This window comes from Stenotrophomonas sp. YAU14A_MKIMI4_1, assembly GCF_003086855.1.
Taxonomy (GTDB): Bacteria; Pseudomonadota; Gammaproteobacteria; order Xanthomonadales; family Xanthomonadaceae; genus Stenotrophomonas.
On record NZ_CP025998.1, the window covers coordinates 2648839 to 2670381 of the forward strand.

The following is a 21543-nucleotide window of genomic DNA, read 5'->3' on the forward strand; positions in this document are numbered from 1 at the left end:
ACTCTCGTACGAAGGTTTCGCGGAAGCGTCTTGGGCCCACAGGACGTTCATCGGCATGATCGAACGCGGCGAAGAACGTTGCGACCTAAAGCCCAAACAATCAAAGTCCCGCTCAGGAGACTTCTGGGCTAAGCAAGCTATTTGCGACAGCAGATGATCCAGATGCAATGCTTTGTCTGCTCCAGGCTCGTGCGATCACCCGCCCAAGTTTCGCCGGGAGATAGCCGGAAGTACTATGGGGCCACTTTGCCTAAGAAGCGCCGTCAGCTGACGGCTTTGCATACTTCGCGACACGCAATGATGAAGCTGCGTCCGCCTCACCAACGCCTCCGACGATCTTGAGTAAGCATAGCCAGGAAGTCGGCAGCTGCGCCCACAACTTCCCTCGCCGCTGAGCCTCCCCCGCGCCATAGGCAGAAATCAGGACTCCCTGATTGCCGACCGCGAGGGGCCATCGCAGACGTCACGAAGTCGCCCCTGACTGAGCGATGCAACTCTTGGAATTCCCCCGAAGCGTCGAACGAACGCAGCCTCTGTCAGCCAGAGGGAGCGTCCAGACCTGTCCAGGTGTACCCAAGAGGCGGTGGCATACCAGCTGGCATACCAAATTCAGAGTCGATTGCTTTTATCTTTCAAAATCAATGACTTGCACGAAACGGTGGCGGAGAGAGTGGGATTCGAACCCACGGAAGGTTTAACCCTTCGCCGGTTTTCAAGACCGGTGCCTTAAACCGCTCGGCCATCTCTCCGTATCGGCCCAGCCTGCTGGCCGGGCACGCATTCTCGCACGGCCGGGCGATTTGCCCAAGACCGGCGTAACGCCGGGCGTGACCCGGCGCTATCGGCAGGCTTCAGCCCGCATCCACGGCCAAGGCTCCCAGGGCGCTGGCCTTGATCTTCTCCTTGGCCTTCTCGCACGCGCCGCCGCAGTCCAGGCGCGAAGCCTCCAGCTGCGGCGGCAGGTGTTCGGCCAGGAAGTCGATGAACACGCGCACCGCCGGCAGCAGGCCACGGCGCGAGGCGAACACGGCATGGCACACGCCCTGCGGCAGCGACCAGTCCGGCAGCACCACTTCCAGCTCACCGTTGCGCACGGCTTCGGCGCACACAGTTTCCGGCAGCATGGTGATGCCGAAGCCGTCCTTCACCATGCTCTGCAGCAGCGGGAAATCGAAGCCGGCCACGCGCGGCTGCAGGTCCACCCGGCGCACTTCGCCTTCCGGGCCATGCAGTTCCCAGCGCTGGCGCGCCTCGTCTTCGCTGATGCTGAGGGTGACGTGCTGGGTCAGCTCCTCGGGGTCCTTCGGGCGGCCGGCGCGGTCCAGGTACTTCGGGCTGGCCACCAGCAGTTCCTGCACCTGGCCGAAGCTGCGCATGACCAGGCTGCCGTCGTCGTCCAGGCGCGAACGCACGCGCAGGGCCACGTCGTAGCCTTCATTGATGATGTCCACGCGGCGGTTGCTGATGTTCAGCTGCAGGCGCACCTTCGGGTACTGCTCCAGGAACTTGGGCAGCAGCTTGGGCAGCTGCATCTGCGCCAGCGACACCGGCACGCTGGCGCGCACGACGCCGCGCGGCTCGGCGCTCAGGCGGTCGACCACTTCGCGCGCGGCCTGGGCCTCGGCCAGCATGGTCTGCGCGTGGCGGTGCACGCTGGTACCGACGTCGGTGACGGCGAAGCGGCGCGTGGAACGCTGCAGCAGGCGCACGCCCAGGTCGGTTTCCAGCTGGCTGATACGGCGGCTCAGGCGCGATTTGGGGATACCCAGGGCGCGCTCGGCGGCGGCGAAACCGCCGTGGTCCACGACCATGGCGAAGTAGTACAGGTCATTCAGGTCATGCATACCCGAGTTCCATATCTAGAACAATTCGTGGCATTGAACCACCTTTATCCCGCCCATGCAACAACCTATCGTTCTCTCCGTCGGCGGCGAACCCGCCCCCTCCTTCCCGAACATAGGTGACTGCCATGAAGCTTCTGCATCTCGACGCCAGCGTGCTTGGCGACAACTCCGTCTCGCGTCAGCTGACTGCGGCGGTGGTCGCCCAGTTCAAGGACCAGATCGACGGCCTGCAGGTCGATTATCGCGATCTGGACGCCAACCCGGTACCCCATCTGCGCAGCGGTTCGCTGGCCGGCGCCGATGCCGCCGAGGCGGCCGATGCTGAACAGGTGATGCAGCAGTTCCTGGCCGCCGACATCCTTGTCATCGGCGCGCCGATGTACAACTTCAGCATTCCGTCCACGCTGAAGGCCTGGATTGACCGCGTGGCCGTGGCCGGCCGCACCTTCAAGTACACCGAGAACGGCCCGGTGGGCCTGGCCGGTGGCAAGCGCGTGATCGTGGTGAGCGCCCGCGGCGGCATCTACACCGATTCGCCGGCCGACTTCCAGGAGCCCTTCCTGCGCCAGGTGTTCGCCTTCATGGGCATCGACAACGTGGAATTCGTGCGCGCCGAGGGCATTGCCTATTCGCCCAAGCACCGCGAAGACGCCATTGCCGGCGCGCTGTCGGCCCTGCCGTCGCACGCTGCCGAAGAAGTGGCTGCGTAAGTACCGCGTTCCAGCGATCGGCGCCCTCCCCCCTCCTCGTCGGGGGCGCTGATTGCGGGCCGGGAGTCCCTCCCCCATCCCGGCCCACCCTGACGGCTCCGCATTGCGGGGCCGTTTTTTGTTGCGTGCGGCCGGTAGGCTGGGGGCATGGATTACATCGTGACCACTGCGCACCGCAGCGAATTTCCGCAGCCGATCACCCTGCGCCGCGGGCAGGCGCTGATGGTGGGTGAACGTTATGAAGGCCCTGAGGGCTGGGAAGACTGGTTTCTATGCCAGGCCGAGGGGCAGGAACCGGGCTTCGTGCCGGCGCCGGTGATCGGGCGCGATGCGCACGGTGGCGCATTTGCCACGCAGGATTACTGCGCGCGGGAGCTGGATGTGGACCCGGGCCAACGATTGCGCGGGCTGCGCACGCTGAATGGATGGGCGTGGTGTGTGCCAGAGCACGGCGAGCCCGGTTGGGTGCCGTTGGAGAAGGTGCGGGTGGTGGGGTGATCGCGGGGGTTCATCCACGCATAGCGTGGACGCGGTAGATCCACGCCATGCGTGGATGCCCCACCCAAAAGCGCCGGGCATGGCCCGGCGCTACCGGGCTCAGCCGATGGTTTCGATACCGCCCATGTACGGGCGCAGCACGTCAGGCACGGTGATGGTGCCGTCGGCGTTCTGGTAGTTCTCCATCACCGCGATCATGGCGCGGCCCACGGCCACGCCCGAGCCGTTCAGGGTGTGCACCAGCTCCGGCTTGCCGGTGGCCGGGTTGCGCCAGCGGGCCTGCATGCGGCGCGCCTGGAAATCGCCCGTGTTCGAGCACGAGCTGATTTCGCGGTAGGTGTTCTGCGACGGCAGCCAGACTTCCAGATCGTAGGTCTTGATGGCCGAGAAGCCCATGTCGCCGGTGCACAGCAGCACCTTGCGGTACGGCAGGCCCAGCTTTTCCAGCACCACTTCGGCGCAACGGGTCATGCGCTGGTGCTCGGCGTCGCTGTCTTCCGGGCGGCAGATCGAGACCAGTTCCACCTTCTCGAACTGGTGCTGGCGGATCATGCCGCGCACGTCGCGGCCACCGCTGCCGGCTTCGGCGCGGAAGCACATGGAATGGGCGGTCACGCGCAGCGGCAGGCGCTCGGCGTCGACAATCTCGTCGCGCACCAGGTTGGTCAGCGGCACTTCCGAGGTCGGGATCAGGTAGCGCGTGGAATCACCCACGGCGGTCTTGAACAGGTCGTCCTCGAACTTCGGCAGCTGGCCGGTGCCGCGCAGCGAATCGGCGTTGACCAGCAGCGGCACGTTGGTTTCTTCGTAGCCGTGCTCACCGGCGTGCAGGTCCAGCATGAACTGGGCCAGGGCACGGTGCAGGCGGGCCACCTGGCCGCGCAGCACGGTGAAACGCGAGCCGGACAGCTTGGCCGCGGTTTCCGCGTCCAGGCCGGCATTGCGCGCGCCCAGTTCAACGTGGTCCAGCACCGGGAAATCGAAGCTGCGCGGGGTGCCCCAGCGCGCCTGCTCGACGTTGTCGTTCTCGTCGGCACCGGCCGGCACATCGTCGGCCGGCAGGTTCGGAATGCCGGCGGCGATGGTGTCGATCTTCTCGCGCAGCTCGTCCAGGGCCACTTCCGAGGCCTTCAGCTCGTCGGCGAACGCGGCCACTTCAGCCATGATGGCCGACACGTCTTCGCCCTTGGCCTTGGCCTGGCCGATGGCCTTGGAACGGCTGTTGCGCAGGCTCTGCAGTTCCTGGGTACGCACCTGGATACGCTTGCGATCAGCCTCCAGGGACTCCAGGGCAGACACGTCGAGCTCGAAGCCGCGGCTGGTGCGCAGGCGTTCGGCGAGGTCGGCGGGCTGGTGGCGGAGCAGGGCTGGATCAAGCATGGCAGGTGTCGTGGTGGGTAACAGGGACGGGATTATCGCCTGTTATACGGATTTCTGCCGCCCGGTTCATTCCGGGCGTGGCAGAATCGGGGTACTTCACGCTGGTCTGGTCCATGTCTGCACCCCGCTCGTCCTCTGCCAAGTCGTTCACTGTGCACATTCCGCGCAACGCCCTGAAGATCGCCGGCATCGCCTTCGGCGTGGGCATCGCGCTGTTCGTGGTGGTCTGGCTGACCGGCCGCGACAAGGAATTCTTCCGCGCCGACCCGGCCACGGCCACCCCGCAGGAAACGGCGCAGATCGAGCCGCTGCCCGAGCCGTTGCCGGCCGCGGCGGGCTCCAGCGATATGCCCGATGCCAAACCGGCGCCGCTGCCCGAGGACGAGGCACCGAAGCTGGTGGAAACCGCCCCGCCACCGCCGGCCACGGTGGACCCGGCCGCCCCGGCCCCGGGTACGGCGGCACCGGCTGCAGCCACCTCGCAGCCGATGCCGATTGCCGAGCAGTCGCCCGCGCCCAGCTACCCGCCCGCCGCCCTGCGCCGTGGCGAGGCCGGCAGCGTGGTGGTACGCGTGGACGTGGATGCCACCGGCTACCCGAACAACGTAACGGTGATCCAGCGCAGCGGTTCGCGTGACTTGGACCGTGCGGCCACCGACGCCGTGCGCCGCTGGCGTTTCACCCCCGCGCAGAGCAACGGCCAGGCCGTGCCGGGCAGCATTGAAGTGCCGTTCGACTTCAAGCCGCAGTAACTGAACGCTGCCCGGCAGGCAACCTGAACCCTGCCGGTTGCGTTGACGCAACGCTGACACATTGCCACTGCTGCCCGGTCCAGACTCGGGGCGTCGTTACAGACGCGAGGAGCAAGCAATGACGGCTACTACCCACGAAAACCTTCATTCGCCCCAGCTGCAGCAGGACGTGCCGCACCGGCCGACATCGCCGTGGCTGTGGATGGCGCTGATTGTGGCGATGTTTGCGGCCGCTTTCGTCTGGCTGCGCTTCGCCAACCAGGAAGACGTGGCGCCGGCTCCGGTGGGCGAGCGCATGCTGCCCGCCACCGAGACCCCGGTTGCCACCACGGCGCCGGCGGTCCGCAACGCGGCACCGGCCAACAGCACCCGACGCAGCGCTCCGGCCGTGAGCAACCGTGAGGCGCGCCCGCTGGCCAGCAATGCCAAGCCCACCTACCCCGCTGCCGCGCTGCGCAGTGGCGTGCAGGGCAGCGTGGTGGCCAGTCTGAACGTGGATACGCGCGGCAACGTCACCCAGGCCAGCATCGTGTCGCGCAGCGGCGAGCGCAGCCGCGACCTGGACCGCGCCGTGATCAATGCCGTGCAGGGCTGGAAGTTCCAGCCAGCCGTGCATGAGGGGCGTGCCGTAGCCAGTGTGGTGCGCGTGCCGGTGGATTTCCGTACCGAACAGCGTTGATCGCGGACGAGGGGTTCGTGATGTGGCGGAGGCTTCGGCCTCCGCCTTTTTTTGTCCGGGATTGCCTGTTCGCCGGGCATGGCCCGGCGCTACCGGGGTGCGGTCGGTGATGCGTTCCGCCGGGCATGGCCCGGCGCTACCGGATGCGGTCGGTGGTAGCGCCGGGCCATGCCCGGCGAGCGCAGCGGTATCGCGCCGAGGTCAGGCCAGGTTGAAGCCTGCGCTGCGGGCCAGGCCGTCGAAATCGGGGAACGACGTGGCGACGTTGGCGATGTCGTTGATGCGCACCTCGCCGCTGCTGATCTGCCCGGCAATGGCAAACGCCATGGCAATGCGATGGTCGCCGTGGCTTTCGATGGTGCCGCTGCCCAGGGTCACGCCGCCGTGCAGGGTTGCGCCGTCTTCGGTTTCGTCCACCTGCATGCCCAGCGCGCGCAGGCCGGTGGCCATGGCCGCCAGACGGTCCGACTCCTTCACCCGCAGTTCGGCCGCGCCGGTCACCACGGTCTGGCCTTCGGCCGCCGCGGCGGCAACGAACAGCGCCGGGAACTCATCAATCATGTCCGGCACCAGTTCCTCGGGAATGCGCGCGCCCTTCAGCGGGGCATGGCGCACGACCAGGTCGGCCACCGCTTCCCCGCCCTGCTCGGCCGGATTTTCTTCGGTGATGTCCGCGCCCATCAGGCGCAGCGCGTGCAGCAGACCGGTGCGGCGCGGGTTCAAGCCCACCTGCTTCAAACGGATGTGCGAACCGGGAATGATGCTGGCGGCGACCAGGAAGAACGCGGCAGAGGAGAAATCAGCCGGCACCACGATGTCGGTGGCGCGCAGGCGCTGGCCGCCGCGCAGGCGGGCCTTGCCCGGCGAAAATTCAATGTCCACGCCGAACGCCGACAGCATGCGTTCGGTGTAGTCGCGGGTCGGGTGCGGTTCGACCACGCTGGTTTCGCCCTGCGCATACAGGCCGGCCAGCAGGACCGCCGACTTGACCTGCGCGCTGGCCACCGGCGAGGCGAAGTCGATGCCGTGCAGCGCCTGGCCACCGTGCACGTGTAGCGGCGGGGTGCCATCGTCCTGCGTGTCGATCTTCGCGCCCATCTGCGACAGCGGACCGGTCACCCGGCGCATCGGTCGGCCCGACAGCGATTCATCACCCACCAGCGTGCAGTCGAACGCCTGGCCGGCCAGCAGACCGGCCAGCAGGCGCATGCCGGTGCCGGCGTTGCCGCAGTCCAGCGGCGCGCTGGGCGCCTGCAGACCGTCGATGCCAACGCCATGCACGATGCGCTGCGAGGCGCTGGGGGTTTCGATGCGCACGCCCAGCTGGCTGAAGATGCGCGCGGTGGCGCGGGTGTCTTCGCCTTCCAGGAAGCCGTCGATCTGCGAGGTGCCGTCGGCCAGCGCGGCGAACATCACCGAGCGGTGCGACACCGACTTGTCGCCGGGAATGGTCAGGCTGCCCTGCAGGGGCTGGCCCTTGCGGGCAATCCAGTGTTGCGCGTTGCTCATCGTTCGATCGTTCCGTAAACGCCGGCGGGCCGGCGGTGCTTCAAGGGGCGCGGCACATGGCCGCCACAGCAATCAGGGCACGGCCACCGGGTAGGAACCCAGCACCTTGATCTGCGCCGAGTGCGCTTCCAGTTCGGCCAGCGCGGCCTGCATGGGGGCATCGTCGATATGGCCGGCCAGATCGATGAAGAAGCCGTATTCCCACTTGCCGTGGTGCGACGGGCGCGATTCGATGCGGTTCATGCTGATGCCGTGGCGGGCGAACGGGCTGAGCACATCGAACAGCGCGCCGGGCTTGTCATGGATGAACACCAGCACCGAGGTGCGGTCGTGGCCGGAGGTCGGGAAGATGTTGCGGCCCACCACCAGGAAACGGGTGGTGTTGTCGGCATCGTTCTGGATCGGCTTGGTCACGACCTTCTTCAGGCCGTACACGTGGCCGGCGCTTTCACCACCGATGGCCGCGGCATCGTCGGCGTTACGCGCACGGCGCGCGCCTTCGGCGTTGCTGGACACGGGGATCTTCTCAGCCTTCGGCAGGTTGGCACGCATCCAGGCCGAGGTCTGCATGAAGGACTGCGGGTGGCCGTAGATGCGCTCGATATCTTCGATGCGCCCGCTGCGTGACATCAGGTACTGATGCACACGCAGTTCCACTTCGCCGCAGATCTTCAGGTTGGAGGTCAGGAACATGTCCAGAGTGATCTGGATGGTGCCCTGCCCCGAATTTTCCACCGGCACCACGCCGAAATCGGCGTTGCCCGCTTCCACTTCCTGGAACACTTCTTCGATGCTGGCCATCGGCAGGCCCAGTGCCGAGCGGCCGAAGTGCTTGAGCACAGCCTGCTGGCTGAAGGTGCCTTCCGGGCCGAGGTAACCGATCTTCAGCGGTTCCTGCTGGGCCAGACAGGCCGACATGATTTCGCGGAACACGTGCACCAGCAGTTCGTCGCTGAGCGGGCCTTCGTTGCGGTCCACCACCATGCGCAGCACCTGGGCTTCGCGCTCGGGGCGGTAGTAATCGACGGCGGCGGCCAGCTTGCCCTTGGCCTTGCCCACCTGGTGCGCGAACTGAGCGCGTTCGGCGATCAGGCCCTGGATGTCACGGTCGATCTGGTCGATCTTGGCGCGCACGTCGGCCAGCGCCAGCGGTGCCAGCGTGGGGGCCGCGGTGGCGGTCTTCTTGCCCTTGGGGGCCGCGCTGCCCTTGGCCGTTTCAGCCTTGGCGGGCGCCTTCTTGGCGGGTTTGCTTGCCATTGGAATTCCTTGTTGCAGGGCACGCACCTGACGGTGCGCGCCGTTCAGTGCTCAACCGTGACGCTGCTGGAAATCGGCCATGAAGGCGACCAGCGCCTCGGCCCCGGCCAGCGGCATGGCGTTGTACAGCGAAGCGCGGATGCCGCCCACCACCTTGTGGCCCTTCAGCGCCAGCAGACCGGCGGCCTTGGCCTCGGCCACGAAGCGCGCATCCAGGTCGGTGCTGGGCAGGAAGAACGGGATGTTCATCCGCGAACGCGCCGAGGGCGCCACTTCATTGCGATAGAAGCCGCCGGAAGCATCGATGGCGCCGTACACCAGCGCGGCCTTGGCGGCATTGCGCTTGGCGAATTCGACCACGCCACCTTCGGCCAGCATCCACTTGAACACCAGGCCGGCCAGGTACCAGTTCCAGGTGGGCGGGGTGTTGAGCATGGAATCGCGCGCGACGTGCGAGCGGTAATCGAAGATGTCCGCGCGCGGCTGGCCGGCGCGCTCCAGCAGGTCGCGGCGGATGATCATCACCGCAATGCCGACCGGGCCCAGGTTCTTCTGCGCGCCGGCATAGATGATGCCGTAGCGGCGCACATCCAGCGGTTCGCTGGCGATGGACGAGCTGAAATCGGCCACCAGCGGCACAGTGCCGGTATCGGGCACATCACGGAATTCGACGCCGTGGATGGTCTCGTTGGCGGTGATGTGCACGTAGGCGGCATCGGCCGAGAGCTGCCAGCCCTCGCGCGCGGGCAGTTCGCGATAGCCGTTGGCTTCGCTGCTGGCGGCAATGTTCACATCCACATAGGGGCCGGCCTGCTTGACCGCCGTCTTTCCCCAATGGCCACTTACGACATAGTCGGCGCGCTGGCCGGGCTTGGCGAAGTTGAGCGGGATGAGCGCCTGCTGGGTGGTGGCCCCCCCGGGCAGGAACAGCACCGCGTAGTCGTCGGGGATATCGAGCAGGCGGCGCAGGTCGGCCTCGGCCTCGGCAGCCACGGACATGAATTCCGGGCCGCGATGGCTCATTTCCACGATCGAGGCGCCGGCACCGTGCCAGTCCAGCATTTCCGCCTGCGCCTGGCGCAGGACCGATTCCGGCAAGGTTGCAGGGCCGGCACTGAAGTTGAACGCGCGCGTCATGTCACACCTGTGGGGCAAGACCCCTAGTATGCCGCAGCGCACCAGCCTTGCGGCCTTGTCGCGCAAGGGAAATTTGGTTGCATTCGTATCCAATTTCCGCCCGGGGGCAATGTGCCAACCAAGGTTGGCACCTACCGAAGCGGGGGCGTGCCCTGCTTTGGTAGCCGCCGACCTTGGTCGGCGTACGCCGTCAGGGGTCATGCGGCCGGGACATCGTGCCAACCAAGGTTGGCACCTACCGAAGCGGGGTAAGCCGGGCGGTAGCGCCGGGCCATGCCCGGCGGGACGGGTTCAGCGCGCGCCGAACCAGAGCAGCAGGCTGAGCACGCCAGCCAGCAGGAGGGCGCTGACCAGCAGCCACGGCCAGCGGCGCACGTGACGCGGCGCCGCCGGGGCCACCGGCGCCTGCTCGCTGTCTGCCGCCTCGTCGTCCGGGCTGGGCGCCGGGCGCCGGCGCGGGTCGTGCGGCACTTCCAGCACGAAGCGATGCTGGCCGTCGAACACCAGCTGGTCACCGGCCTGCAGCCAGCAGTGGCGCACGGCCACGCCGTTCACCCGGCTGCCTTCGGCACTGCCCAGGTCACGCAGCAGTACCCGCTCGCCATGCAGTTCGACCCGAGCGTGCTGGTCGGCGAAGGCCGGCTCATCAATAGCGATGTCGGCATCGTCACCGCGACCGATCACCCGCGGCCGTGCCAGGGTGAAACCGCGGCCATGGTGCAGGCCGCCCACGCCGCGCAACACGCGCTGTTCGTCGATGCCCGGATCAGCCTGCGCCGTCGGCGCCGGTGCCTGCAGCAGGGTTTCCACCTCGCCCTGCAGGACCATTTCCACGCCGTCCACGTACACCGCATCACCCGCACGCAGCAGGGCCATGCGCCGCACCGGGCGACCATTCACGTGGATGCCACGGATACCGTTGCCGACCTGCAGCCACAGACCGCGATCATCCAGGCAGAACTGGGCCAGCAGCAGGGCGCCGTTGCCGGCATCGCCCAGCCGCACGCTGCCATTGGCCTGGCGCACGATGCGCTGCACCCCGGGCCGCAGCGGCTGGTCGGGCTGTTGGTGTTGACTGAAGTGAACAAGCAGGTTCTGCACGCGGCGCAGACTAGCAGGTTGACCGCCAACGCAGAAGAACCCCGCGTGAGTGCTTGGCGCCGCGCCCGCCGATGCGCACAATGACCGCCCTCTTACTACAACCCGGCCCTGCGCCAGGAGCCTGCATGTCCAGCATCGACGTCCGCCACGCCCACTCCCTGCCCGACGCGCAGGCGCGCGAGGCCATCGAACAGGTGGCCGCCAAGCTGTCCGAGCGCTTCGGCCTGAAGTCGAGCTGGGCCGCCGACGTACTGAACTTCAGCGGCAGCGGCGTGGACGGTGCCATCGAACTGCAGCCGGGCGCGGTGCGCGTGACCGCCAAGCTCGGTTTCCTGCTGTCGGCCATGAAGGGCATGGTGGAAAGCGAGATCCAGCGCGTGCTGAAGGAAAAGCTGGGCTGAACCCCGGCGCCGGGCCATCACGGCCCAGCAACGCAACGCCGCGCTACTCTCGGGGCAGGCCCAACCTCCCCGGGAGTGCGATGAACACTTACGACAACGACGACCGCCGCGATGATGACGCCAGCTTCGGCGAGCAGGCGGGGCGCTTTTCGCGCAAGTTGAGCGATTCGGCACAACAGGTCTGGCTGGCCGGGCTGGGCGCACTGGGCCGGGCACAGGCCGAAGGCAACCGCTTTTTCGATGGCCTGGTGAAGGAAGGCGAAGCGTGGGAAGCGCGCCGCCGCGAGCGCAGCGGCGAACAGGGCCCAGGCTGGCGCGACAATGTGGAACAGTCGCTGGATGAGGCCCGCGAAAAGGCATCGGGCACCTGGACGAAGGTGGAGAAGGCCTTCGACGAACAGGTGCAGGGCGTGCTGAAACGCATGCATGTGCCCACCGCGCAGGATGTGGCCGCACTGGAAGCTCGCTTGGATGCGCTGCATGCGCGCCTGGCCAAGCTGGAAAACCGTGCCGCATCGGGCACTGATGCCCCCGCCCCCGGCAGCCACCAGGGGCCGGGCGCCGCCTGACCGGCAGATTGTTGCAATGCAATAAAATTTGTCTGACAATCGCGAGAACCCGCCAATCGCTTCGCCTGCCGTTTGTTCCCTCCCCTCACGGCTTCAGGATTGGCGGGTTTTTTCGTGTCTGCACAGCGCTGATCTGCGCGCTGCATCACGCTTCTTGTCGGGAACACCCTGACGCAATCGCCCAGTGTGGCCTTTACACTGTCGGCTTCTGAATTTTTCCTTCCGTTCGCACCTGCATGCTCCCTTGGATTCTGGCCCTGCTGTCGGCCCTGCTCATCTGCACCCTGGCTGTTGTCTACCTGTGGTGGGTGAAGCGGCGGCAAACGGAAATGCGACTGGGCCTGCAGGCCCTGGCCGGTATGCATTGGCGTGAGTTTTCCACGCTGATCAAGCGCATGCTGAGCGAGCAGCGCGGGCTGCGCGAGGCGCATGACGCGGAAGAGGATGCGCGCGAGCCGCGCAGCGATTTCGTGCTGACCGACGGCCCCAACACCTGGATGGTCTGGTGCAAGCACGGCCTGGCCTACCGCATTGGTACGGCAGCGGTGAACGAGCTGGGCGCGGCCACGCGCCTGGGCGGCGCCAAGGGTGGCCTGTTGATCACCGAAGGGCGGGTGGAGCGTGATGGCCTGGCTGCCGCCGAGAAGCAGGCGGTGGAAGTGCTGGACGGCCCGCGCCTGTGGCCGCTGCTGCAGCCTTACCTGCCCGGCGACATCGAAAGCCGCGTGCGTGCCAGCGCCCGCCACGAGGCCGTGCGCCGCATCGCCATTTCCGCATTGGGTGCGGTGACCGTGGGCCTGCTGGTCGGGGTCAGCCTGCAGGGGCTGCACGCCGATGCACCGGTTGCCGCCCCAGAGCCTACGCCCGTGGCCGCTTCCAGCGCAGCGCTTGCACCAGCCGCCCCCGTGGCAGCGCCGTCACCTGCGGCGGATGCGGCCCCGGCCAGCGCGCCCGTGGTGCCGGCCGCCAAGGCCGGCGACGACAGCCGCAGCAACCCCAACCCCGATGCGGCCACGCTGGAGCGCTACCAGGCCGAACTGGCCCGCGCCCTGGCCGGCCAGAGCGGCATTGCCAGCGGCGTCTGGCTGACCCGGCAGACCCTGGCCATCAACCGCACCGGCGAACTGGAGCAGGTCTGGCCGCGCGTCTGCCAGGAAGTGCTGCGCTACCCTGCCCTGCGCACCGTGCGCGTGCAGCTCAACGCCCGCCCGGGCGTGGACGAGCCGGTGCGCTGGCGGCAGTGCGCCACGTATTGAGTGGTGCGCCATCCACGCATGGCGTGGATGGTTGCGCCGCCCGCCGCCGTCAAGCCAACGCGGCAAGGTGGGCGATGTAGCTGGAACGTGTTTCCCCGGCCGCCTTGGCCTGCGCATCCAACCTGGACAGGATCCGTCGCGGCAGGCTGATGTTCACCCGCTCGATGGTGTCATCCAGCAGTGCTGGATCAATGCTGATATAGGCAAGAATCCATTGCGTTCCACCTGCCGCGTCGGCGACCAGTTTCTGTGGTGCAGACGGTGTTGGAATCGAGTGCCCGGCATCCAGTGCGGCGTCAATCCAGGCAAGCGCAGCCTCTTCCGCCGAACGCAGGGCGTCATCGAGCGTGTCCGCGGCAGAGAAGCAGCCCGGTAGATCCGGCACCACCACGCCCCAAGCAGTGTGTTCATCACCGGCTTCGATCAAGACTGGATATCGCATGGGAGCCTCTACTTCAGTCCAGCGAGCTTCCGGATTGCCTTGACCAGGCCAGTTCCCAGATCCTTGTTGGGATGGGGCACGGTAACGATGTGCGGGCAATGCGGATGCACAAATACATGATGGGAGCCACGGATTCGACAACAGGTCCAACCCGCCTCGCGCAGCTCCCGGATAAGGTCCCCGCTCTTCATGTCGGAGACGATACACATCGTACACACGCCCCGACAGAGTTCAAGGCGACAGATCTACCCGTTGAAGGAACGCCATCCACGCATGGCGTGGATCTACAGGTAGCAACCACGCGCGGTTGATCCGCGCCATGCCGGTAGATCCACGCCATGCGTGGATCGGCAGCCTCAGCGCCCGCCCGGCGCGAAGCGCGCCACCAGGTCCCAGGCATCGCCCAGGAACACCTGCCGCACCCGGGTGATCGGCTGATCGCCGCGCCAGGTCAGGCGCTCGATCACCAGGCAGGCGGTGCCCGGCGCCACCTGCAGCAGCTTGGCCGCGGCGGCGTCGGCGCCCCAGGCACTGATGCGGTGCTGGGCGCGGGTCCAGGACACGTTCTGCAGCAGCCAGCTGCCGGGCGCGGTGGTGCTGAAATCCACCGCCAGCACTTCGGGCACGCCCACCGGGCTGATCAGGCGATGTTCCAGCGCCAGCGGCCGGTCATCGGCCAGATGCAGGCAGCGCATCGCCAACAGCGAGCCCGCACCGGCCAGCTCTTCTTCGCCGGCATTACCCGCGCTGGCCCCGCGCAGCTCGCGCTGCAGCAGGCGGTAGCTGTACTGATGGCCACGCGAGCCGACTTCCATCGCGATATCGGGAATTTCCAGCGCCACCTGTTCCAGGTGCGGCGGCTGCCGGGCCACGAACGAACCGGCCCGGCGCCGACGCTCGATCATGCCGCTCTCGGCCAGCGCGGTCAGCACCTTGTTAACCGTCATCCGCGAACAGCCGTACTGTTCCATCAGCTCGTGTTCGTACGGAATGCGGAAACCCGGCGCCCACTCTCCACTTAGGATGCGGCTTTCCAGATCGCTGCGGATACGCTGGTTGAGCGTGGCGGACTTGCGGGCCTTCACGGGGGTGGGGGTCTCGATGAGGATCTCGACAAACAGGGAGGCGATCAGCCCAGCACGCCACGCAGGGCAGCGGCAAAGGCGGTGGTGATGGCCTCGCGCTGCAGATGGCGGCCGTCGGCCACGACCTGGCGGCCATGGCGCCAGACCGAACGCAGCGCGCCATTACGTGCAGCGAAGACCCAGCTGTCAAGCCATGCGTCATTCTGTCGCGCCTGCAGCGCCGGGTGCGCGGCGTCCAGTTCCAGCAGATCGGCACTGGCGCCAACCTGCAGGCCGGCGGCCACGCCCAGCGCCTGCGCACCGCCGTGCAGGGCGCCTTCGAACAGGAAGCGGCCACTGCTGCGGCGGGCGTCCGGGGCCAGCACGTTGCGGCCGCGCAGGCTCAGACGCTGGCCATATTCCAGCAGGCGCAGCTCTTCGGCCGCGTCGATCAGCACGTTCGAATCGGAGCCGACGCCGAAGCGCCCGCCTTCGCGCGCGAACGCCTGCATCGGGAACAGGCCGTCGCCCAGGTTGGCCTCGGTGATCGGGCACATCCCGGCCACCGCCTGGCTGGCCACGATCGCGGCGCGCTCGTCGTCGGTGATGTGGGTGGCATGCACCAGGCACCAGCGCGCATCCACCGGCGCATGGTTGTACAGCCACTGCACCGGGCGCTGGCCGCTCCAGGCCAGGCAGGCGTCGACTTCGCGCACCTGCTCGGCGATATGAATGTGCACGGGGCCTTCGGTCAACGGCAGCAGCGCGCTCAGTTCTTCACCGGTCACTGCCCGCAGGCTGTGCGGCGCGATGCCCAGCACCGCATCGGGCAGGGCGGCCAGGGCCGGCTTGGCCGCATCCAGCAGCTGCGCGAAACCTTCCACGTCGTGGATCAAGCGGCGCTGCGCGGGATTGGGCGGCGCGCCGCCGAAATCGGCGTGCGCATAGAACACCGGCAGCAGAGTCAGGCCGATGCCGGTCTGCGCCGCAGCGGCGGCAATGCGCGCGCTCATCTCGGCGCGGTTCGCGTACCGCTGGCCATCGGCGTCGTGGTGCAGGTAGTGGAATTCGCCCACCCGGGTGAAGCCGCTTTCCAGCATTTCCATGTACGCCTGCGCGGCAATGGCCTGCACGGCATCGGGACGCAGGTGCGCCAGGAAGCGGTACATCAGCTCGCGCCAGCTCCAGAAGCTGTCGCCGTCGCCGCCGCCGATCTCGGTCAGCCCCGCCATGCCGCGCTGGAAGGCGTGGCTGTGCAGATTCGGCAGGCCCGGCACCGCGATGCCGAAGCGGGTATCCCCTGCTTCGGCAGCCTGCCCCGTGCTGATCGCGGTGATGCGACCGTGCTGCACCTGCAGGCGCACGTCACGGGCCCAGCCGTCGGCCAGCAAGGCATGGGCGGCGTGGAAAGCGGCAGGGGAACGCGAATCAGACATGGCTGGACAACCCGAAAGGGACGCTTATATTGTATAGACATATAAGCACAGCCGCGTAGTGGATGCCATGCACGTCGACACCCTCTGGTCCAATGTCCACCTGATGACCCTTGATGGCGAGGGCCTGGGAATCATCCGCGACGGCGTGCTGGCCTGCGCCGACGGCCGCATCGTGCACGTCGGCCCGGCCGGCAGCGATACCCACCTGCGCCCGACCACGCGTTTCGATGGCGAGGGCCGCTGGATCTCGCCCGGGCTGGTCGACTGCCACACGCACCTGGTCTACGCCGGCAACCGCGCCAACGAATTCGAGCAGCGCCTGCAGGGCGTCAGCTATGCCGATATCGCCCGCGCCGGCGGCGGCATCGTCTCCACCGTACGCGCCACCCGTGCCGCCAGTGCGGAGCAGTTGGCCGCAGAAAGCCGCCCACGCCTGCTGGCGATGCGTGCCGAAGGCGTGACCACGGTCGAGATCAAATCCGGCTATGGCCTGACCCTGGCCGACGAACGCAAGCAGTTGCAGGTCGCGCGCGCGCTGGGCGAGCAATGCCAGGTGAACGTGGCCACCACCTTCCTGGGCGCGCACGCGGTGCCGCCGGGCCGACAGGCGCAGGAGTACACCGACGAGGTGTGCAAAGTGATGATTCCGGCCATCGCCGCCGAAGGCCTGGCCGAAGCGGTGGACGTGTTCTGCGAGAACATCGCGTTCTCGCCCGCACAGGCGCGGCAGGTGTTCGAGGCGGCCCGTGCGAGCGGCCTGGCGGTGAAGATCCACGCCGAACAGATGAGCAACCAGCATGGCGCCGAACTGGCCGCCGGCTTCGGTGCGCTGTCGGCCGACCATATCGAACATCTGGATGCGGCCGGCATCGCCGCCATGGCCGCCGCCGGCACCGTGGCCGTACTGCTGCCCGGCGCCTTCTATTTCACCCGCGATACCACCCTGCCCCCGATTGCCGCGCTGCGTGCGGCCGGCGTGCCGCTGGCCCTGGCCACCGACAGCAACCCCGGCACCTCGCCGCTGACCAGCCCGCTGCTGGCCATGAACATGGGCGCCACCCTGTTCCGCCTGACCGTGGACGAATGCATTGCCGGCTTCACCCGTGAAGCGGCGCGCGCGCTGGGCCGCGGCGAACGCATCGGCCGCCTGGCCGTGGGCATGGACTGCGACCTGGCGATCTGGGACATCGACGCGCCGGCCGACCTGGTCTATCGCATGGGATTCAACCCGCTGCACGCGCGCGTGGTGCGCGGGCAGCCCGACCTGCCTGCTTCCTGGAGCAACACATGAGCAACACCCTGGTTCTTCGCCCCGGCCATGTCACCCTTGCCCAGTGGCGGCAGGTCTACCGCGGCGCGCCGCTTGCACTGGACCCGGCCGCGCTGCCGGTGGTGCGCGCCAGTGCCGCCGCCGTGGCCGCCATCGTCGCCAAGGGCGCGCCGGTGTATGGCATCAACACCGGCTTCGGCAAGCTGGCCAGCGTGCGCATCGAGCGCGAAGACCTGGCCACCCTGCAGCGGAACATCGTGCTGTCGCATGCCGCTGGCGTGGGCGAACCGATGCCGGCCAGCGTGGTGCGGCTGATGATGGCGCTGAAGCTGGTCAGCCTGGCCCAGGGTGCTTCAGGCGTGCGCGAAGAGACCCTGCTGCTGCTGGAAGCGATGCTGGTGAAGGGCGTGCTGCCGGTAGTGCCGGCACAGGGCTCGGTCGGTGCGTCCGGCGATCTGGCACCGCTCTCGCACCTGGCCAGCGTGATGCTGGGCGTGGGCGAGGCCTTCGTTGGCCAGGAGCGCCTGCCGGCCGTGGAAGCCTTGGCACGCGCGGGCCTGCAGCCGGTGGAACTGGGCGCGAAGGAAGGCCTGGCCCTGCTCAACGGCACCCAGTTCTCCACCGCGTACGCGCTGGCCGGGCTGTTCGAGATCGAGACCGTGTTCCAGGCCGCGCTGGTGACCGGCGCACTTTCCGTGGAAGCGGCCAAGGGCTCGGACACGCCGTTTGATCCGCGCATCCATGCCATCCGTGGCCAACGCGGGCAGATCGCCACCGCCGCCACCCTGCGTTCGCTGATGCAGGGCTCGGACATCCGCGAATCGCACCGCGACAACGACGTACGCGTGCAGGACCCGTACTGCCTGCGCTGCCAGCCGCAGGTGATGGGCGCGGCACTGGACATCCTGCGCCAGGCGGCGACCACGCTGGAAATCGAAGCCAACGGCGTGTCCGATAATCCGCTGGTGTTCACCGATACCGGCGAAGCGTTGTCCGGTGGCAACTTCCACGCCGAGCCGGTGGCCTTCGCCGCCGACATGCTGGCGATGGCGGTGTGCGAGATCGGGTCGATCAGCGAGCGCCGCCTGGCCATGCTGGTGGACCCGGCGCTGTCCGGCCTGCCGGCGTTCCTGACCCCGCGCCCCGGTTTGAATTCCGGCTTCATGATTCCGCAGGTGACCGCTGCAGCGCTGGTTTCGGAAAACAAGCAGCGCGCCTACCCGGCCAGTGTCGATTCGATCCCGACCTCGGCCAACCAGGAAGACCACGTATCGATGGCTGCACACGGCGCGCGCCGCCTGATGCAGATGGCCGAGAACGCGGCCAACGTGATCGGCATCGAGCTGCTGGCCGCGGCCCAGGGCTGCGATTTCCACGCGCCCCTGCGCTCCAGCGCCGCACTGGAAACCGTGCGCGCCACCCTGCGCGCGCAGGTGCCGACGCTGGAAGAAGACCGCTACTTCCACCCGGACATGGTGGCCGCCACCGATCTGGTGCGCAGCGGTGCGCTGGCACAGGGCCTGGGTGACCTGCTGCCCACCGTGGAGCCGCAGGCATGAATGCCCGCCCCGACTGGCTGACCGTGCACGAGGGCGATGCCCCGCTGATCGTCAGCTTCCCGCATACCGGCAGCGAACTGCCGCACGAACTGATGGGCGACTACCACTCGCCGTGGCTGGCGCGGCGCGATGCCGACTGGTGGGTGCACGAGCTGTACGACTTCGCGCGCGGCATGGGCGCGACCACCGTGCGTTCGGCCATCTCGCGTTCGGTGATCGACCTCAACCGCGACCCGAGTGGTGTTTCGCTGTATCCGGGCCAGAACACCACCGGCCTGTGCCCGCTGACCACCTTCGACAACCAGCCGCTGCACCACGCAGGTCGCGAACCGGACGAAACGGAAATCGCGCGCCGCCGCGACACGTATTTCGCGCCCTACCACGATGAACTGGCCGCACAGATCGCGCGTCTGCGCGCGCAGCACGGTACGGTGGTGGTGTACGACGCGCATTCGATCCGTTCGCACATTCCGCATCTGTTCGATGGCGAACTGCCGCAGTTCAACCTGGGCACCGCCGGTCCGTCTGGCGCACCGGATACGTCCTGCGACAACGCGCTCAGCGATGTGGTGGAAAACCTGCTGAAGATCAGCGGCATGAGCCAGGTGCGCAACGGCCGCTTCAAGGGCGGCTGGATCACCCGGCACTACAGCGACATCCCCGGCGGCGTGCATTCGCTGCAGATGGAACTGGCCTGCCGCGGCTACATGCACGAGCCGCTGCCCGACCAGGTGGACGAGCACAGCTGGCCCACCCCGCTGGACCCCGATCACGCCGCACCGCTGCGCCACACGCTGGCGCAGGTGCTCAACGCCTGCCTTGAATTCGCTACCAACCGGAGCGCCGCATGACCCGCAACGACCCCAGCCGCACCATCACCGCGCCGACCGGTACCACGCTGAATGCCAAAAGCTGGCTGACCGAGGCGCCGCTGCGCATGCTGATGAACAACCTGCACCCGGACGTGGCCGAGCGCCCGCAGGAACTGGTGGTGTACGGCGGCATCGGCCGCGCCGCGCGCGACTGGGAAAGCTTCGATGCCATCGTGGAAACGCTGAAGCGGCTGGACGATGACCAGACCCTGCTGGTGCAGTCAGGCAAGCCGGTGGGCGTGTTCCGCACCCATGCCGATGCGCCGCGCGTGCTGATCGCCAATTCCAACCTGGTGCCGCGCTGGGCCAACTGGGACCACTTCAACGAGCTGGATAAGAAGGGCCTGGCCATGTACGGCCAGATGACCGCCGGCAGCTGGATCTACATCGGCGCGCAGGGCATCGTGCAGGGCACCTACGAAACCTTCGTGGAAATGGGCCGCCAGCACTACAACGGCAACCTGGCCGGCAAGTGGCTGTTCACCGGTGGCCTGGGCGGCATGGGCGGCGCACAGCCGCTGGCCGCGGTGATGGCCGGTGCATCGTGCCTGGCCGTGGAATGCCGCAAGAGCAGCATCGACATGCGCCTGCGCACCGGTTACCTGGACACCTGGACCGACAACCTGGACGAGGCGCTGCGCCTGATCGAGGAATCGTGCACGGCCAAGAAGCCGCTGTCGGTGGGCCTGCTGGGCAATGTGGCCGACGTGCTGGACGAACTGCTGATCCGCGGCGTGAAGCCGGACCTGCTGACCGACCAGACCTCGGCGCACGACCCGGTGAACGGCTACCTGCCGCAGGGCTGGACGGTGGAGGAATGGGACCAGAAGCGCGTTTCCGCGCCGAAGGTCGTGGAAAAGGCCGCGCGCGAATCGATGGCCAACCACATCCGCGCCATGCTCGGCTTCCATGCGCTGGGCGTGCCCACCGTGGATTACGGCAACAACCTGCGGCAGATGGCGCTGGAAGAAGGCGTGGAAGATGCCTTCGATTTCCCCGGTTTCGTGCCGGCCTATATCCGCCCGCTGTTCTGCCGCGGCATCGGCCCGTTCCGCTGGGCCGCACTGAGCGGCGATCCGGAAGACATCGCCAAGACCGATGCCAAGGTGAAGGAACTGATTCCGGACAACCCGCACCTGCACCGCTGGCTGGACATGGCCGCCGAGAAGATCAAGTTCCAGGGCCTGCCGGCACGCATCTGCTGGGTCGGTCTGGGCGACCGTGATCGCCTGGGCCTGGCGTTCAACGAGATGGTGGCCAACGGTGAACTGAAGGCGCCGGTAGTGATCGGCCGCGACCATCTGGACAGCGGCAGCGTGGCCTCGCCGAACCGCGAAACCGAAGCGATGGCCGACGGCTCCGATGCAGTGTCCGACTGGCCGCTGCTCAATGCCCTGTTGAACACCGCCAGCGGCGCCACCTGGGTGTCGCTGCACCATGGCGGCGGCGTGGGCATGGGCTTCTCGCAGCATGCCGGCATGGTGATCGTCTGCGACGGCACCGAAGCGGCCGCCAAGCGGATTGGCCGCGTGCTGTGGAACGACCCGGCCACCGGCGTGATGCGCCATGCCGATGCCGGATATGAGATCGCGGTGGAATGCGCGAAGGAGAAGGGATTGGATCTGCCGGGGATTCTGCGCTGATCGAGAGTCGCCGGGCATGGCCCGGCGCAACCGGGATGCTCCTGTAGAGTCGAGCTTGCTCGACTGCTCTTCTCGCCGTCCCGGGAAAGGCCAGTCGAGCCAGCTCGACTCTACAAGAGCGCGGGCGGCCCATACGCTGCCGGTGGGTGACGTGGCGCGCGCGA

The 21543-nt window shown here is 67.7% G+C and carries 21 protein-coding genes and 1 tRNA gene; 11 read left to right on the plus strand and 11 right to left on the minus strand.

What is annotated here, in order from left to right; genetic code table 11:
• Window positions 1-659: 659 nt before the first annotated feature.
• Window positions 660-749: transfer RNA gene (locus tag C1931_RS12155), tRNA-Ser, on the minus strand.
• Window positions 750-851: 102 nt separating this feature from the next.
• Window positions 852-1844, minus strand: a complete 993-nt coding sequence (locus C1931_RS12160) for a LysR family transcriptional regulator (RefSeq protein WP_079222336.1) — start codon at window positions 1842-1844, stop codon at window positions 852-854.
• Window positions 1845-1969: 125 nt separating this feature from the next.
• Here C1931_RS12160 and C1931_RS12165 point away from each other — a divergent pair, with 125 nt between their 5' ends.
• Window positions 1970-2554 (plus strand): NAD(P)H-dependent oxidoreductase, encoded by a 585-nt coding sequence (locus C1931_RS12165; RefSeq protein WP_108753482.1) that lies wholly within the window; start codon window positions 1970-1972, stop codon window positions 2552-2554.
• A 147-nt stretch (window positions 2555-2701) separates the two neighbouring features.
• Window positions 2702-3052, plus strand: coding sequence for a ligand-binding protein SH3 (locus C1931_RS12170; RefSeq protein ID WP_108756543.1), 351 nt, complete (start codon window positions 2702-2704; stop codon window positions 3050-3052).
• Between the two features lie 99 nt (window positions 3053-3151).
• Here C1931_RS12170 and serS read toward each other — a convergent pair whose 3' ends face one another.
• The gene (gene serS, locus C1931_RS12175) at window positions 3152-4432 is read right to left on the minus strand and encodes a serine--tRNA ligase (RefSeq protein WP_108753484.1); all 1281 of its coding nucleotides are present in this window, start codon (window positions 4430-4432) and stop codon (window positions 3152-3154) included.
• A 113-nt stretch (window positions 4433-4545) separates the two neighbouring features.
• Here serS and C1931_RS12180 point away from each other — a divergent pair, with 113 nt between their 5' ends.
• Window positions 4546-5184 (plus strand): energy transducer TonB, encoded by a 639-nt coding sequence (locus C1931_RS12180; RefSeq protein WP_108753485.1) that lies wholly within the window; start codon window positions 4546-4548, stop codon window positions 5182-5184.
• A 118-nt stretch (window positions 5185-5302) separates the two neighbouring features.
• Entirely contained in the window at window positions 5303-5863 is a 561-nt protein-coding gene (locus C1931_RS12185) for an energy transducer TonB (protein WP_108756544.1), read from the plus strand.
• 201 nt (window positions 5864-6064) lie between these two features.
• Here C1931_RS12185 and aroA read toward each other — a convergent pair whose 3' ends face one another.
• The 4 genes from aroA to C1931_RS12205 all read right to left on the minus strand — a co-directional run bounded on the left by aroA (window position 6065) and on the right by C1931_RS12205 (window position 10867).
• Entirely contained in the window at window positions 6065-7372 is a 1308-nt protein-coding gene (aroA, locus tag C1931_RS12190) for a 3-phosphoshikimate 1-carboxyvinyltransferase (RefSeq protein ID WP_108749967.1), read from the minus strand.
• A gap of 72 nt (window positions 7373-7444) precedes the next feature.
• The gene (gene pheA, locus C1931_RS12195) at window positions 7445-8629 is read right to left on the minus strand and encodes a prephenate dehydratase (RefSeq protein ID WP_108756545.1); all 1185 of its coding nucleotides are present in this window, start codon (window positions 8627-8629) and stop codon (window positions 7445-7447) included.
• Window positions 8630-8680: 51 nt separating this feature from the next.
• The gene (gene serC, locus C1931_RS12200; protein ID WP_108756546.1) at window positions 8681-9766 is read right to left on the minus strand and encodes a 3-phosphoserine/phosphohydroxythreonine transaminase; all 1086 of its coding nucleotides are present in this window, start codon (window positions 9764-9766) and stop codon (window positions 8681-8683) included.
• A gap of 291 nt (window positions 9767-10057) precedes the next feature.
• The gene (locus C1931_RS12205; RefSeq protein WP_108756547.1) at window positions 10058-10867 is read right to left on the minus strand and encodes an FHA domain-containing protein; all 810 of its coding nucleotides are present in this window, start codon (window positions 10865-10867) and stop codon (window positions 10058-10060) included.
• Between the two features lie 125 nt (window positions 10868-10992).
• Between C1931_RS12205 and C1931_RS12210 the strand changes: the two genes are divergently transcribed.
• The 3 genes from C1931_RS12210 to C1931_RS12220 all read left to right on the plus strand — a co-directional run bounded on the left by C1931_RS12210 (window position 10993) and on the right by C1931_RS12220 (window position 13093).
• The gene (locus tag C1931_RS12210; RefSeq protein WP_108749971.1) at window positions 10993-11268 is read left to right on the plus strand and encodes a polyhydroxyalkanoic acid system family protein; all 276 of its coding nucleotides are present in this window, start codon (window positions 10993-10995) and stop codon (window positions 11266-11268) included.
• Between the two features lie 80 nt (window positions 11269-11348).
• Window positions 11349-11837 (plus strand): phasin family protein, encoded by a 489-nt coding sequence (locus C1931_RS12215; protein ID WP_108749972.1) that lies wholly within the window; start codon window positions 11349-11351, stop codon window positions 11835-11837.
• Window positions 11838-12073: 236 nt separating this feature from the next.
• The gene (locus C1931_RS12220; protein WP_108756548.1) at window positions 12074-13093 is read left to right on the plus strand and encodes a restriction endonuclease; all 1020 of its coding nucleotides are present in this window, start codon (window positions 12074-12076) and stop codon (window positions 13091-13093) included.
• A gap of 49 nt (window positions 13094-13142) precedes the next feature.
• On the opposite strand, the gene C1931_RS12225 is transcribed toward C1931_RS12220, so the two are convergent.
• The 4 genes from C1931_RS12225 to C1931_RS12240 all read right to left on the minus strand — a co-directional run bounded on the left by C1931_RS12225 (window position 13143) and on the right by C1931_RS12240 (window position 16035).
• Complete coding sequence (locus tag C1931_RS12225; protein WP_108756549.1) at window positions 13143-13535, minus strand: type II toxin-antitoxin system HicB family antitoxin; 393 nt, start codon at window positions 13533-13535, stop codon at window positions 13143-13145.
• 8 nt (window positions 13536-13543) lie between these two features.
• The gene (locus C1931_RS12230) at window positions 13544-13744 is read right to left on the minus strand and encodes a type II toxin-antitoxin system HicA family toxin (protein ID WP_325051584.1); all 201 of its coding nucleotides are present in this window, start codon (window positions 13742-13744) and stop codon (window positions 13544-13546) included.
• A 147-nt stretch (window positions 13745-13891) separates the two neighbouring features.
• Window positions 13892-14620, minus strand: a complete 729-nt coding sequence (gene hutC / locus C1931_RS12235) for a histidine utilization repressor (protein ID WP_108756550.1) — start codon at window positions 14618-14620, stop codon at window positions 13892-13894.
• A 44-nt stretch (window positions 14621-14664) separates the two neighbouring features.
• Window positions 14665-16035: a formimidoylglutamate deiminase gene (locus C1931_RS12240; RefSeq protein WP_108756551.1), complete on the minus strand. Its 1371-nt coding sequence runs from the start codon at window positions 16033-16035 to the stop codon at window positions 14665-14667.
• 67 nt (window positions 16036-16102) lie between these two features.
• Here C1931_RS12240 and hutI point away from each other — a divergent pair, with 67 nt between their 5' ends.
• Genes hutI through hutU form a run of 4 tightly spaced genes read left to right on the plus strand, consistent with a single transcriptional unit; the run spans window position 16103 to window position 21379 of the window.
• Window positions 16103-17326 carry an imidazolonepropionase gene (gene hutI, locus C1931_RS12245; RefSeq protein WP_108756552.1) on the plus strand — a complete coding sequence of 408 codons (1224 nt, stop codon included), beginning with the start codon at window positions 16103-16105 and terminating at the stop codon, window positions 17324-17326.
• Window positions 17323-18864, plus strand: coding sequence for a histidine ammonia-lyase (gene hutH / locus C1931_RS12250; RefSeq protein ID WP_108756553.1), 1542 nt, complete (start codon window positions 17323-17325; stop codon window positions 18862-18864). Before hutI ends, hutH begins: the two co-directional genes overlap by 4 nt.
• A complete protein-coding gene (gene hutG, locus C1931_RS12255) occupies window positions 18861-19715 on the plus strand; it encodes an N-formylglutamate deformylase (protein ID WP_108756554.1) in 855 nt (284 codons plus the stop codon). Before hutH ends, hutG begins: the two co-directional genes overlap by 4 nt.
• On the plus strand, window positions 19712-21379 hold the full coding sequence (gene hutU, locus C1931_RS12260; protein ID WP_108756555.1) for a urocanate hydratase: 1668 nt from the start codon (window positions 19712-19714) through the stop codon (window positions 21377-21379). The genes hutG and hutU overlap by 4 nt, the downstream gene beginning before the upstream one ends.
• Window positions 21380-21543: the final 164 nt, after the last annotated feature.